The following is a 12,970-nucleotide window of genomic DNA, read 5'->3' as shown; positions in this document are numbered from 1 at the left end:
CGTCGGGCGAGAACGTTTCATGTCGTGATTTGAAGGGAAAATGTTTATTCATTACTCTCCCTCGCTAATCACGCGAAAGTCTTCATCCCAGCGGGATTTCTGCTTAACAAATTCAACCACAGCGGGTTGATGGAAGCTGTCCTGCTCATCCACCCAAGGCGCAATCCACAATCTCTGAGTGGCGTCAGGAATACGACGTGCGTCTGCATGTCCGGGCCCGTTGGCATCGGCTGCAGCGACTGAGGTTCCGGACAGTGATGCGGAGTGGACCGGCAGTGTTGATGCCCGGATGTTCCCGGAATTTGCAATCTGTCCGGATATGGGGCGCGGTGACAGAGAGGCCACGCTAACAGAGCGGTAAGGGTTGATGGCGGATTTCGCATTGCCGGGCGTCGCCAGCGCCTCAGCGGCAGGCTTTGGGCCGGCCTCCTTCTCTGCGCTCAGATCGTCCAGGCTTTTATGCTTCGATGCCAGTTTACTGGCATCGGACATAGACAGACACTGATCGGTCGCAGTTTTGTTACAGTCAAAATCAGAGTTCATACCGGCGCAGCCGGTCAGCGCAGCGCACAACAGTGCGCACGCAAATAATTTTTGCATAGTAATTTCCTCAGATACGGAAGGGCCGCAGTTGATAAGGGAGTGGTGCGTTGGGATTTAACTGAACGAGCAGTAAAAGAGCAGGTGAAGATTGCAACATGACGTTTTTCTATAACTTCCGGGTTTTACTCAGCTGAGTAAAACCCGGACTAACGCGGTTTCTGACCGTTCATAATCGCTTGTTGCGTTGCACTAAACCCGTTTATCCATACTTTCATGTTGGTTAGCCATTGCAGCTACAATAGCCAGAGTGAAGAAGAAACTTCCCAGCGCACCAAAAATTAAGTATTGAACAGGAGAGGAAGGAAGCGACCAATACCAAACACTCTTGCAAACGTACCAAAACATCGCCATTAGCCAGGGAACCGAAGCTGGTAAAAGGTAGACGGTGCTCAGTTCGTCGCGTTTCAAGAGCAGGTAAAGATTTAAAGCGGCCATTAATGCTGAGACCAGAGCAATCACCCTCAAAACTGACCAGTTTAATGATTCCCATGTCAGGTATCCGCTGTGCCTGAGCCAAAACAACGTGACCATATTGAAAGTCAGTACAATAATAGTCAGGCTAACTAGTAACTTATCATTTTTAATGATTCTTTTAACGTGTGAGTGTCTCATACGGTGCTCCATCTTCTGCAAATTTCAAATGCTCAAGAGTCAAACCACTCAGGCGGCAGCCTGATTACTGCCGGTTAGTCTTTTAATCTGCATTCCTTCAGATCGGGCCTTTTTCAAATCCAACTCAATAAGGCGGCCCATAAAATTCAGCAATAATATTGCCCGTTTTGCACCATTAGGCTCATGCCAGATAGCTTCAAGGTTTCCGAAAACGCCGCCTGCAATCAACACTTTGTCACCATGCGCAGGAGACTGCATGTCAGCCTTCGCTGCCGAGTCCGCACCATGCCTTAAGCGATCCATTTCTTCATCAGACATAACAGCAATGCGGTTTCCGAACCGAACAATCGTGGATACGCCTCGTGTAGATTTTATAGTGGTTGTGTGAATGTCTTCCGGATCAAACCTTGCAAACAAATATCCAGGAAAAAGGGGTTGTGCTTTAACCGGCTTCACTTTCCCGTCAGCCAGTAACTGACAGGTGAAAAATGGTAGGTAACATTCAACCCCCCTGATTAATAAGATGTGCCTCAGCCCTTTTCTCCTGTGCAAAAAGCGTTTGCAGCACATACCACTGTTTCATTGAAAACTCCTTCATTGAGGGATCGTATCACCGAGACGTAACTGACTGGCCTGACGCAGTACTTCATCAGGATTTAGAACCGGTGCACTGCCTGCATTGACGCTGGCAGGCACCACTGCTGTAGCCTGCTGAACAGTGGCCTGTGGCGCGTCTTTTAGCGCTTTCTCCGCCTCAGCATCCTCAATGGTTTCGAGCCTGAATCCCTGCTGGAATACGACTGTCACGGAGTTGCCAGCACCAATATCAATAACAGGGTGATACTGCTCGGCGCGTTTGATGTAGTACTGACTCAGCGTATCTGCTGCTTTGCTGGCACCGCCGCCTAGTCCCTGTCTTAAGATGTCACCTGCAGCTGGCGAAGCTGTGGCACCGATGCCGACGGTGGTAGTGGAGCCAGCCTGAACACCTTCACCCAGTCCCGATAGCAACCCTGCAAATCCGGCGTTAGCGAGTACTGCACCATTACGCATGACAGGCTTGCCGCGAATACCCTGCTTGCCCTGATAAGACACATGACCGTCGAAAGCCATATCGATGTGCTTGCCATTTTTCAGTATGCAGCTGATGTTTTTGGTGCGGACCTCGCCACGTTCGCTGGAAATATCACCGAAAATTTCTCCAGTTACGCGACACTGATCCATGTTGTATGTTTTACCGTTGGGCATAGAAACGTCACCCAACAAAGTAATGACTACTGGAGAGGTATTTTGCTGGCCAGTAACACTCGCATTGGCATCTGCGCCTTCAATCATTACCGCTTCTGAAAACGATCCTGATGGAATCCAGGGAAGCTTTGTCTTTTTCTCTGTGAGCGCAGCGTAGGTAAAAGTATCTCGACTCAGACCACCCGGGCGCACAGTACCGTTACCGGGATAAAAACTATGACTCTGCGCAGGATAGAATTGACTCCCCTGCCCTGCTCCCGGACCGTTACCGGGATTAGTTACGCGCCATTGTGCCGGACCAGACTGTCCCAGCGAGGCTGGGCCAGTAGCGGTTGTCCCTGGTCCGGTTTGTGAAGTGACAGGCCCGTTCTGCGATGGCGGTTTGTCCGTCTGACTCTGCAGCTTATCCAGTGCCGAGCTTATCTGTTCGAGTTTGCGCGTCAGCGCTTCGTTCTGTGAACTGACATTATTGGACAGCGTAGATAGGTCCTTTTCAAGGGAGGCAGTCTTGTTCTGCTGCTGCGTCAGTACGGACTCTGACACTGCAGCGGTAAAACTACTGCTGACGAGTCCTGCTCCTGTCAGATCTGCGGTCGGAGCCGGAGGAGGATTTTTCAGTGCCGCAAGATGCTCTGAATACCCCCCATATACCCGCGCCCACGGCCAGCATAACCGCGACGGCCACACCGGTGATTACCCACTGCCGGCGACGCGTTGCGGTATTGATATTGCTCATGCTCCGCCCTCCGGATCAGTTGAGAAGATCACCCATACAAAGCCTTCACCGTTCGCATAAAGCGTTTGTGTTGAAAGCATTACTGCACGCACGCCCTTCTGCCAGAACTGTTTCTCGCTAAGCATCCGGGTCACATAGCCTGTATTTTTTATGCGATAACGCATCACCCGCAGATGCGAACCTGCCAACTGACGTTCAGGTGTCAGCTGCACGCCAGCGGGGGGGGTATAGACAGGACCGCGCGAAGCCTTAATCTCGGTATAGTTTTCAGGTACCTCGCCATTCGCTACGGTGCGAGCAATGCTCACCAGTATTTTCTGGAACGGCTGACTTTCTTCCCATGATTTAGCGTCAGGGTTAGGTTTCACCGGTGCATCTGCCGGAATAAGGTGCAGAGTGCGCCCGTTTCCCGGTTTCGGTGATACATCAATTGAGACGCCTACGCCGCCGGCAGTTTCAAGGAAGATTGTGAAATCCTGCCCCGTAAGAGGCGTTATCAGCAGTGCGCCATCGGCAGTATTTGCTTTTTTTATAGGCGTTATCAGGGCCGGTAATACCAGTGATCAATTCACCATCGATAACAATTTTATTTGGACTGGTATTACTCATCATCGCTTTAAGATGCGCATTATTTTCAAATACAGTACCAGCCGGTCCGGGTACGGTAGCGCTGACCGGACCAGTCAGGCTGACACCGGCGATGAACGCGGCAATCAGTTGTGCTTTCATAATGATTTTCCAGAGCTATCTGCGTTGAAAGAGGCGGACCAGGACACTTCGGGAAAGGCTTCAAGTCGGATTAGACCATTTACGTAGTGGAGACGAAGCCGCCAGGCCTGCCTGGCAACAGGCAGATCAACGCTGACGCTGCCGTTTGTAGTACTGGCTCGAAGTGTCCCTCCGACCGTGATATCGCCGGTCTTAGGGTCAGTGGCCTCCTGCTCAATGCTATACACACTGGCAATACCATTTTTTTTCACATATGCGGATTCGGTAGCCAACACCTTTTTCATTTCAGAGCGTGCTTCAGGAGTTACAAAACTCAGAAGAAGCTCGTGCTGGCGATCGACCGTTTCTGGCGTGACGTTGAGACGCAGGTTAACGAGTGATCGAACAAGCATGCTATTCAGCGCTGCGTCTCCGGCTGTTACATCGGAGACAAATGGTCTGTCGAATGTCATCGGAGTGGTGATGGTTTTCTGCGTGTGAGCAAAATACCAGGCCATTGCACCGGTAATGCCACAGGCAACAGCAAGAAGAAAGACGAGGGCGACGAGTCCCGTGAGCGTGTATACCACCACGCGGTGGCGCGTTTCTTTTATCTGAAGTTTCATGAGTCCTCCCATTTTCAGGGAAATGTGCCGCCCCGAAAGGCGGCAGAAGGGCTACTGCATCCAGTGACGGTTGCCGGAATCCGGAACACGCCGCAGCTGCGTCCGGAAAAGCGTGGTGGGCAGATACCAATAAAGAAGGTTCAGAAGCCACCAGGACCCCTGCCCCTTCTTCAGGTGACGTATAAGAAGCCAGAGCGCACCGCCGGTAATGAGCATGATGACAAACATGTCAATCCAGAACCCCAGTCCGCCACAACCAATGAGAATAACCGCCTCTTCAGGTGGCAGACCAAACCAACGCTTTTGGTTGTTTAGGGTTTCCGGGAAGTAATACCTTCGCGATTCCCTGTCTTCCATATATCACCCGACCATACCGTAGAAAGCACGGGTTACGAGCAGGACCACAATAAGGCCGACAAAAACCAGAGGATTTCGGGTCTTAATGAACCCCACAACTGAAATGATGATCTCTGCAAAATAAATCCAGCGCATAACGGAGCTTTGCAGGCCAAACGTGTCACTGGCATCCTGCTGCTGCGTCTTCAGCAGGTCAGTGGCATTAGCAATATGTGGAAAAACCACAACAACCAGCATCAACGCACACAGCATTAGGCTGTGGCGAAATGAGGGGGAGGATTTCAGGGAGGTTAAGAACAGAGAAGAAGCAGAATGGAAACGGTTGGCGGTGCGGCTGAATACATTGCCTGAGTGAGTCTTAACCTCATCAGGCAATGCTACCGCCACGTTCACCGGTAAACCGGTAACGGAGTGGGTAATTTTCATTTGTGAATATCCAGTTTAAAAAAAACACTGAGTTCATACGCGCATAAAGCGTATGCATTAATTAACGGGGACTAGTATTGATAATGAAAGTTGGCTTTTAGATACCTCACACCTCCTGAGAAAAGAAAACTCTTAGTTAATGAAAAGAAGAAGAAAAAACCCTGGTGTTGGAAACCTATCTGGAAACTATCTGTAAAACGATCAACTGCCCCTCACCAGACATGCTGAACAGGAGAGGGGCTGATTGAACGCAGCTATGCAAAGATGTTTGTGGAGAACACTTCGGCATAGGTTTATGTATGTATTATTTTATATATGAGCTCATCAGTAGCAGTTAGACCCCATTCAAGAATAAATTCAGTGAGGCTATGGCGTAGCATGAGTTCATATTTTTTAAACTGACATTGAGCCTCACATTACACAGCACGACAGCTTTGGCGTTACGCTGCGAGCACATGTATGTAAGGCACTTACACTACTTTACTAGATAACCGTTCCCTAAGTGAACCCTTTACTGAGTATTTTTTGAGGATTTCTCTGATTCCATTTCGAGGACTTAAAATAAATCTATATATATCAATAAGTTGACAGCATAAAATTATCTTCAAAAGTTCGTCAGTCGTGTATCATCTTTGAGTTAACCCAAATTGAAATGCAAAAACGCAAACTATTAAATCTATTCAATACAGCCGGGTGTTCAATTGGAAAGACCAAAGCTAAATCTTGAAAAAGTCCTGAACCTGTTGGAACGGAAGGGAATAGGAAAAAGAAAGCAGGCATCTACTATTGCTGAAATACTAGACATTCAATATAAGAGCGCCAAACAAAAACTAGACGAAAAACGTGGCATAACTTATCAGGAAGTAAAACGTATTTTTTCTTTCTTCAATGAATCATTAGATGATAGGCGTAACTATAATGGCTTATTTATAGTAAACGACATTCATATCCGATGTAATGTTGAAGTAAGTAATGAAGATGTAGAGGTTAAAGAACCTGGTATTAACTATGCATATAAAAGTAAGAACTTCTATATTATAAACCCGACTTCTTCAAAAATTCACAAAGATATGAAGAAAGTAAAGAAAATGGACCTTTTGCCTGCCCCAAAAATAGCGATACTTGATAATGACAATGAAATCCTGGAGTTAATGCAGTCTGTATCCAATAGGTACGGCATAGACGGGCAGGCCTTTCAGACTGCGGCCTCTCTCAGTGAAGCTATTGATAGCGAATCTTATGATGGGTATGTTATTGACTGGCTACTTGACTATGATCAAAACTCAGAGGAAGTCATTAAGAAAATTCGCAGTACAGATGAGAAAGTTCCGATTATCTTGTTAACAGGACAGTTAAATCAGCATGAACAGGAAATCGGTGAAACCATCGTCAAGTATGGTGTTGAACTTGTCGAGAAACCGACGCGGGTGTTTATTTTATCCTCAATTCTTCTGGCAAATATTTTCTATTGAATAATGGTACTAAAAATGGAATTCCTGAAACTTGAACCAAGACACATCAAGGAAGTTTACGACATCCGTTTTTCTGTAAAGGAAAACATGGTTCATGCTCACCAGATACAATATCTGCAGAGAGAACAGGTAATTGAAGACATCAGCCAGGGGGGTGGATGGATCTGCAGTATTAATGACGAATTTGTGGGTTACGGACTGGGTATACACATTCCCCATGCCCTCATTGGCGGCCTGTTTGTCAGACCGGAGTATCACGGGCGAGGTATTGGGAGTGAGATACTCGAAAGAATCACAGACTGGTTCTTTAGCGGAAGTGATGACCAGATTGAACTGACCACCGATAAAGGGTCTTCTGCGGCAGGATTTTATGCAGCCCGAGGTTGGGTGCCGGAAGGTGACGATGAATTTGGCCAACTGATCATGCGAAAAAGGAAACAAAAATGATAATAAGGGCATGTGTATTGTGTCTCACCATGACGTCAGCACCTGTGGTGCTGGCAGACACGCTTCAGTTAGTTTTTGGTAAAACGACTAAAACGATCACTACAGAAGACCTGTCACATCTGGCTTTATCAACTATTAAAACCTCTACTAATTTCACCCCTGAAGCAACATTCGAAGGTGTAACTTTTACTACGCTCCTGAAATCGTACGGTGTTCAGGCCTCTCAGTTGCGAATCTTTGCTCTTGATGACTACAGCTATACCCTCCCCGTAGCCGAACTGGACAAGTATGGAGTCATCCTTGCCTACAAGAAAAACGGAAAACAGATACCCGTCTCAGATCTCGGTCCTTTTGCTGTCATTTATCCCGGGGACCAGCATCCAGAGTTGAATAATCTTGAAGTAAATGCTCGCACTGTCTGGCAGATAAACAGAATTGAGGCGGTAGATGAAAGGTAAAAAAAACAGCGGTATTTGTTGGCCTGGTACTGACTCTGCTTTTTGGAGGTTCCGTCTATCTAACTGTTATGAAGTTCAATGAAGTAAAAAATCAGTACAGAAGTATAGCTCCTACTCTTGATAACTATTCTACTGCAGAAATATTATTTCTTGCTTTCGAACGTACCAGAACTGCAGTTTATAAAACTGAAAATCCGAATGCTTTCCTGATCAGTAAATCCGTCTTTGACTCAAAACTACTAATCCTTCGCAATAAATATAATTATAGCGGCACGTTTTATTACGAGCCAGATTTCATATCAGCTCTAAGTAATATTGAAAAACAAAGCGCTGATTTAGGCGCACTCTATAATCCGGAAAACCCTTCATCAACAAAAGCAATGCTGCTAAGAAAAATGGATGAAATGCAACCGGCTTTGATTGACCTGCAACAAATCATCTATCGTATTCAGATTAAAAACTTTGAGAGAGTTAAAAAGATAATAAGCGATAACTCAATGAGTGCAGAAACAACTGCGCTCGCAAGTATATGCCTTCTTTTTCTTCTAATGATTGTATTATGGATGCACATCTCCAAACTTAAAGCAGCCATAAAAGGTAAGAATATCTTTATCTCGGCAATTTATCACGAAATGTCTGGTTCAATCCAAAAAATTCAACTCGCATGCGATATGATAGATCCCCAAGAGGGCATGCTCGCAACTCAGAAATATCTTGCAAAAATCTCATTCCACTCAAATAAACTCTTCCAGCAAACAAAAGAGATCCTTGAGTTCTCGAGGATTGAAATCGGAAACGTTGGTTTAAATCTGACAACTTTCAGGCTCAATGAAATAATCGAATCAAGCATGTCACTCTTCAATGAAACAACAAACAAATTAGAGTTTCATGTAAACCTGCCTGAAACACTGATTCGAACTGACAAGCAAAAGCTCATATCGATTATTCACAACCTGATAGATAATTCCAATAAAAACACCAGTAATGGATTAATAGATGTAAGACTCAGACTGACCGATAGAATTTTAATGATAAGAGTAAGTGATAATGGATGTGGCTTTGACATGCGTAAGTTAAAGTTCCTCTACAAGCCTTTTAATCAAGGTGCTGAATCAGAAACCAGGCAAGGTCTTGGACTCGGACTTACTATTGTGAACAGTTATATAAAAACCATGAGCGGTTCAATAAAGGCACACTCTGAAATTGGAAAGGGTACTACGTTCACGCTGAGAATCCCTGTTTCGCGCGTAAATTAAAAATTGCCGGGCAAACGCCCGGCTTCGTTATTCCTGGATAAAGTGCTTATTTTCAGCCCTATCCTCTGCCGCACTTATCCCCGTCAGGTTACGGTCAATCAGCTCCTCCAGAGCGTGTGCATTGTTCTCTCCTCTGACATGCAGGTACATTTCTGTAAGCATTGCAATCATAATGCTGGTTCCTTCACGGGTTCCCGAAACTTTGCGTATCAGATCTCGATTGAATCCCTCAGCATCAAACTTGCTACCTTCACCCTGATGTTTTTTTACCATCAAACCAATACCGACGAGCTCATTCACAACAGAGGAAAAGTTTATCTCGCCGTGTGTGGCTCCGTTCTGAAGCTCAATCTGTACAAGCTCAAGGACTTCCCTTTCAGTTTTCTCTTTAAAATAAATATTCCTTCGGGCCATTTTGCTGTCACTCCGTAGCGGCGAAAATAAGATCGCATTCTGAAAAATTTAAGCGAATAAGAAACCAGAGCATCTTTTCTGGAGAAATATGTAGAAGGTGTAGCTCAGCTGATTTAATTATTTCTCTTTGAATGAGTGTGTGTCAATCCAGCACTAGGTAATTATTTTTTCATGAGATCTGATATAGGAGGCGACGCATCAAAAATGTGTGTTAATTCAGCACTATATAGCTTTCCAGGCCATAAGAAATGATAAAACCTGAGTAACTAAGGTGTGGTGAGCAGGCATTACTACTCTATTTTAGGTGTGCTAATCCGGCACTGTGGGCTGTTTTGATGTGTGTTAATCAGGCACTAGCATGGCGTAGCATATATCTAGGTTATTGATTTTAATGACTAGCGATAATTAGCACACCCTACAGTGCCTTTTGCAGTGCCTAATTACCACACAATGCGGCACTGTCACAACACACAATCCAGCACCATAACAACACACAATAAGGCACCATCATGACACACAATACGGCACTGTAAAGTGTGTTAATTAGCACACTTTTAATTTTATATAAGCAAAAAACTCCATTAAAAACAGGATAACTCTATGTTTTAAAATAAAAAAAACTGCAAGATGAAATCTTGCGTGGGGTGTGATGAAATCTTACCCCCCGAAGAGCGGCTTGGTAAATAACGCTATCCTGCTGAATTCTTTATATCCCTAACGGGGTTTATCTCCAGCCCGCCAGCGCAACGTGCGCGTCTGTAACGAATTATCTTGCAAGCAATGATCTGAGCGGGTATTTTCCACACGAACCCGCCTGGCGCTTTACGCGCACGTACGTGAGATTATCAGAATGAAAATATTTGCTGCTTTCGCGCTTGCCGCTGTATTCAGCGCGCAGGCTGCGCCGGAAATGTGTTTCACAAAAGCCGGTCAGGATTTCGGTATTGATCCGCGTCTCCTGATGGCACATTCCATTCAGGAATCACGCATGCGTAATAATGCGCTGAATACGAAAAGCAGCGGCGGCACGCATGATGTCTGCAATATGCAGATAAACAGCTCTCACTTTAATCAGCTGAAAAAGTTTGATATTACGCGGGAAAGGCTGCTGAAAGATCCGTGCATCTGCATTTATACCGGTGCGTGGATCGAGGCGCGAAATTTCAGACAGTATGGCAGAAACTGGGACAGCGTCGGGATGTACAACACCGGCCCGAGCCCGAAGCTGATCAAACAGCGTCGTGAATATGCTGCAATCATCAAGAGTATTTACCGCGTGCTCATAGCACGGGATGAGGTTTACACCGCAATGGCGAAGCAGAATAAGAAAACGCCCGCGCCTGAAAATTTCTTAACTGCGGATGTAATGCCTGACAAAAAATAACCCCGGCATGCCGGGGTTATTTTCATGATTTGAGTTTTGCGAACTCCTCCGCCATCTTCCACAGCGCCTGATTCAGCTTTATATCGCCGTCGATGCCCGTTACCGGTCGGGTCGTGGTTCTTTTTCCCTTCGCCGTTCTGCCGGACACACCCCCCTTGATCAGGTTCTCCTGCACGATATTAAACGCGGTCCACAGGTCGGTGCCTTTGTCATACCAGGCGCGCGGCTTAATAATACGCTCAGCTGACACCGGCGGCTCTTTGCCGTCATATTTATATTCCAGCGCCAGCTGGCCCAGCAGGCGGCGTTCTTCACTGTTAATCTGAATGAATTTCATCATGCCGATATTATTTTCCACCTTATCGAACACGCCCAGCACCTCATAAGCACCTTCAATAACCTGCGATACAATATCCCCCCTTGTGTGGCACGCTGATTTCACCAAACGATTTCCAGCACACCAGGCCATTCGTGCAGACCTGCCGGAAAATACCGGGGATCATTTTATAACTGCTGGAGCCGTCATGGCTGTTCAGTAATACGATTTCCGGAACCTCTTCGCCGCTGTTATTATTTCCCCGGCGCAGGCGGATCATGTGTTTGGTAAATTCACGTCTTTCCGGATCGCGGACGCGCGACTGGCTGGCATAAAAAAGGTTCGAACCCTTCTTCACGCAGTTTATCCAGCAGTGTAATGGTTGGAATATAGGTATAACGCTCAGAGCGTGAATCATGCTTTTCGGCTGAAAATGCGCTCGGAACAATGCGCATCAGCTCATCATTATTCAGCGGGCTGTTTTTACGGATAGCAGTCGGGGCTGCATAGCGGGAAGAAAAACGGACCATAATTAATTACCTCATAAAGGAATGGTGTCAGCTGTCAAATAAAAAAAGTTTATAAAGCGGCCAGCGATTCGCTGAATATCAGATATCTCACTTCCCCTGCAGAGCGCTGCAGGGGAGTATGTTGTCATCCTCTCAGGTGCGAAAATTGCCAGTGGCAGAATGGGCTGTATTCGTTAGTCCGGGGCAGGTTTTGCTTCGCATATTTAATCAGCCCTTCATGCTCAGACCAGAACAGATCAAGCGCCGCAACATTCAGCTCACCTGCGGCTTTGTAAACGTTAGTAGTCTGGTATTCGGTATTTTCCGCATACTCTTCTTCACCAATCGGATTAGCTGAATGCACGATCCGGGTTTCATAGGTTTCCGGTGCAGAGCCTGACGCTGGAGCATAAACAAAAACCGTGATCTGCAGTTTTTCATGCGCGTTAATCAGCAACATCTCGATTCCTGAGCGGAATTTTCCCGTATTAAAATCTGCCTCTTCGCGCGTAAAGGTTGCCGCCGTCAGATACTCCAGATTCATAGCAAAATCGCTACGCAGCGCCGCGGTGTTCACATTGAACTGCGGATGATCCTTGAAAAATAGACTGCGACGTAATGCACGGCGGATAGCTTCATAGCTGATTTCTTCTGATGGTTTTGCCGTTAAAGAAGATGATTCTTTAGATTCTGAAGCCGGGGTGTTGACGTTCAGCTTTGACATGTTGTGTCTCCCGTGTGGTTTATTCGATGTTTCTCTGAGTTCCTCGCCGTGAGGGCTGAACGGGCGCACGGGGATCAGGCTGAGCGCAGAGGGAAACGGCAAAGCCGCAGCCCGAAGGGACCGGGTGCAGCCGTTTAGCTTGCGTCCCTTGTGCGAAGGCGCCCGTGTGCCAGATTCCTGCACGGCGAGGGATTCAGGAAACGAAACAGAACGCGGGAGATGAACAGGGCACAGCACCGGACGGCGGCCCTTTGCCGGTCCGGTCTTCAGCGGCCCCGATTTCGGGGCCAGTGAACGCACCGGCGACAGCCGGTTGCAGCCCTTGACCTCAGCCATCAGGCCCTATGTCCGAAACCCGGAGGGGTTCGGCGGAGCTTACCGGCAAAGCCGGTTAGCGCAGTAGGACTGACGACCCGGCAACGCCGGGGAGCCGAAGGTGGCCATGTCCCGGCCCCTGAAGTTGATGTTTAGTCAGTAAAGGCAGCCATCGCACCAGAACCGGCATAACCGGCGACACCATCCGGACAGAAATGAGACACCCGGCATTACTGGCAGACTACAGAGAATGCGGAAGGGGAAAGCCGGTGCGTCAGCACCGGGTTTTGCCTGGCCTGTAAGGCCTGCTGGTTTTTTCGCGGTTCAGCACCCCGCTCATGGCCAGAATGGCCGGTGTA

Annotated in this window: 13 protein-coding genes and 3 pseudogenes; 5 read left to right on the top strand and 11 right to left on the bottom strand. The window is 47.1% G+C overall.

Annotation, left to right across the window (positions count from 1 at the left end):
* Positions 1–51 precede the first annotated feature (51 nt).
* The 8 genes and pseudogenes from traV to JNO11_RS20980 all read right to left on the bottom strand — a co-directional run bounded on the left by traV (position 52) and on the right by JNO11_RS20980 (position 5,316).
* The gene (gene traV, locus JNO11_RS21015) at positions 52–600 is read right to left on the bottom strand and encodes a type IV conjugative transfer system lipoprotein TraV (RefSeq protein WP_325177828.1); all 549 of its coding nucleotides are present in this window, start codon (positions 598–600) and stop codon (positions 52–54) included.
* Between the two features lie 192 nt (positions 601–792).
* Positions 793–1,215, bottom strand: coding sequence for a hypothetical protein (locus JNO11_RS21010; RefSeq protein ID WP_325177827.1), 423 nt, complete (start codon positions 1,213–1,215; stop codon positions 793–795).
* A 48-nt stretch (positions 1,216–1,263) separates the two neighbouring features.
* Complete coding sequence (locus tag JNO11_RS21005; RefSeq protein ID WP_346267502.1) at positions 1,264–1,671, bottom strand: transcription termination/antitermination NusG family protein; 408 nt, start codon at positions 1,669–1,671, stop codon at positions 1,264–1,266.
* 138 nt (positions 1,672–1,809) lie between these two features.
* A pseudogene (gene traB / locus JNO11_RS21000) lies at positions 1,810–3,199 on the bottom strand (F-type conjugal transfer pilus assembly protein TraB).
* Positions 3,196–3,928: pseudogene (traK, locus tag JNO11_RS20995) on the bottom strand (F-type conjugal transfer protein TraK). The pseudogenes traB and traK overlap by 4 nt, the downstream one beginning before the upstream one ends.
* Positions 3,925–4,533: a TraE/TraK family type IV conjugative transfer system protein gene (locus JNO11_RS20990; RefSeq protein ID WP_061060502.1), complete on the bottom strand. Its 609-nt coding sequence runs from the start codon at positions 4,531–4,533 to the stop codon at positions 3,925–3,927. The pseudogene traK and the gene JNO11_RS20990 overlap by 4 nt, the downstream one beginning before the upstream one ends.
* Before the next feature lie 51 nt (positions 4,534–4,584).
* A complete protein-coding gene (gene traL / locus JNO11_RS20985) occupies positions 4,585–4,890 on the bottom strand; it encodes a type IV conjugative transfer system protein TraL (RefSeq protein WP_061060501.1) in 306 nt (101 codons plus the stop codon).
* Positions 4,891–4,893: 3 nt separating this feature from the next.
* Positions 4,894–5,316 carry a type IV conjugative transfer system pilin TraA gene (locus tag JNO11_RS20980; RefSeq protein ID WP_325177825.1) on the bottom strand — a complete coding sequence of 141 codons (423 nt, stop codon included), beginning with the start codon at positions 5,314–5,316 and terminating at the stop codon, positions 4,894–4,896.
* A gap of 701 nt (positions 5,317–6,017) precedes the next feature.
* On the opposite strand from JNO11_RS20980, the gene JNO11_RS20975 reads away from it, so the two are divergent.
* The 4 genes from JNO11_RS20975 (at position 6,018) to JNO11_RS20960 (ending at position 8,949) form a co-directional block, all read left to right on the top strand.
* Entirely contained in the window at positions 6,018–6,788 is a 771-nt protein-coding gene (locus JNO11_RS20975) for a helix-turn-helix domain-containing protein (protein WP_061060499.1), read from the top strand.
* A gap of 15 nt (positions 6,789–6,803) precedes the next feature.
* Complete coding sequence (locus JNO11_RS20970; protein WP_325177824.1) at positions 6,804–7,235, top strand: GNAT family N-acetyltransferase; 432 nt, start codon at positions 6,804–6,806, stop codon at positions 7,233–7,235.
* Positions 7,236–7,264: 29 nt separating this feature from the next.
* Positions 7,265–7,693, top strand: a complete 429-nt coding sequence (locus JNO11_RS20965) for a molybdopterin-dependent oxidoreductase (RefSeq protein ID WP_325177823.1) — start codon at positions 7,265–7,267, stop codon at positions 7,691–7,693.
* Positions 7,694–7,761: 68 nt separating this feature from the next.
* The gene (locus tag JNO11_RS20960; RefSeq protein WP_325177822.1) at positions 7,762–8,949 is read left to right on the top strand and encodes a HAMP domain-containing sensor histidine kinase; all 1,188 of its coding nucleotides are present in this window, start codon (positions 7,762–7,764) and stop codon (positions 8,947–8,949) included.
* A gap of 27 nt (positions 8,950–8,976) precedes the next feature.
* Here JNO11_RS20960 and JNO11_RS20955 read toward each other — a convergent pair whose 3' ends face one another.
* Positions 8,977–9,363, bottom strand: coding sequence for a relaxosome protein TraM (locus tag JNO11_RS20955; RefSeq protein WP_061060495.1), 387 nt, complete (start codon positions 9,361–9,363; stop codon positions 8,977–8,979).
* A gap of 850 nt (positions 9,364–10,213) precedes the next feature.
* On the opposite strand from JNO11_RS20955, the gene JNO11_RS20950 reads away from it, so the two are divergent.
* Positions 10,214–10,747, top strand: a complete 534-nt coding sequence (locus JNO11_RS20950) for a lytic transglycosylase domain-containing protein (RefSeq protein WP_095708117.1) — start codon at positions 10,214–10,216, stop codon at positions 10,745–10,747.
* 22 nt (positions 10,748–10,769) lie between these two features.
* On the opposite strand, the pseudogene JNO11_RS20945 reads toward JNO11_RS20950, so the two are convergent.
* Positions 10,770–11,593 (bottom strand): annotated as a pseudogene (locus JNO11_RS20945) (DUF932 domain-containing protein).
* Positions 11,594–11,717: 124 nt separating this feature from the next.
* Positions 11,718–12,632: a hypothetical protein gene (locus JNO11_RS20940; protein ID WP_325177821.1), complete on the bottom strand. Its 915-nt coding sequence runs from the start codon at positions 12,630–12,632 to the stop codon at positions 11,718–11,720.
* Between the last annotated feature and the right edge of the window lie 338 nt (positions 12,633–12,970).

Origin of the sequence: Pantoea sp. 1B4 (genome assembly GCF_016925765.1) — a bacterium.
Taxonomy (GTDB): Bacteria; Pseudomonadota; Gammaproteobacteria; order Enterobacterales; family Enterobacteriaceae; genus Pantoea; species Pantoea agglomerans.
Note: the sequence above shows the minus strand (reverse complement) of the source record. Positions and strands in the feature narration are given on the sequence as shown.

What these genes read in the sequence shown, in the direction of transcription:
- JNO11_RS20955 (WP_061060495.1), bottom strand. Translation starts at nt 9,363, where the DNA reads ATGGCCCGAAGGAATATTTATTTTAAAGAGAAAACTGAAAGGGAAGTC.
- traV (WP_325177828.1), bottom strand. Translation starts at nt 600, where the DNA reads ATGCAAAAATTATTTGCGTGCGCACTGTTGTGCGCTGCGCTGACCGGC.
- JNO11_RS20980 (WP_325177825.1), bottom strand. Translation starts at nt 5,316, where the DNA reads ATGAAAATTACCCACTCCGTTACCGGTTTACCGGTGAACGTGGCGGTA.
- JNO11_RS20960 (WP_325177822.1), top strand. Translation starts at nt 7,762, where the DNA reads ATGAAGTTCAATGAAGTAAAAAATCAGTACAGAAGTATAGCTCCTACT.
- JNO11_RS21010 (WP_325177827.1), bottom strand. Translation starts at nt 1,215, where the DNA reads ATGAGACACTCACACGTTAAAAGAATCATTAAAAATGATAAGTTACTA.
- JNO11_RS20965 (WP_325177823.1), top strand. Translation starts at nt 7,265, where the DNA reads ATGACGTCAGCACCTGTGGTGCTGGCAGACACGCTTCAGTTAGTTTTT.
- traL (WP_061060501.1), bottom strand. Translation starts at nt 4,890, where the DNA reads ATGGAAGACAGGGAATCGCGAAGGTATTACTTCCCGGAAACCCTAAAC.
- JNO11_RS20950 (WP_095708117.1), top strand. Translation starts at nt 10,214, where the DNA reads ATGAAAATATTTGCTGCTTTCGCGCTTGCCGCTGTATTCAGCGCGCAG.
- JNO11_RS20970 (WP_325177824.1), top strand. Translation starts at nt 6,804, where the DNA reads ATGGAATTCCTGAAACTTGAACCAAGACACATCAAGGAAGTTTACGAC.
- JNO11_RS20940 (WP_325177821.1), bottom strand. Translation starts at nt 12,632, where the DNA reads ATGGCTGAGGTCAAGGGCTGCAACCGGCTGTCGCCGGTGCGTTCACTG.
- JNO11_RS20990 (WP_061060502.1), bottom strand. Translation starts at nt 4,533, where the DNA reads ATGAAACTTCAGATAAAAGAAACGCGCCACCGCGTGGTGGTATACACG.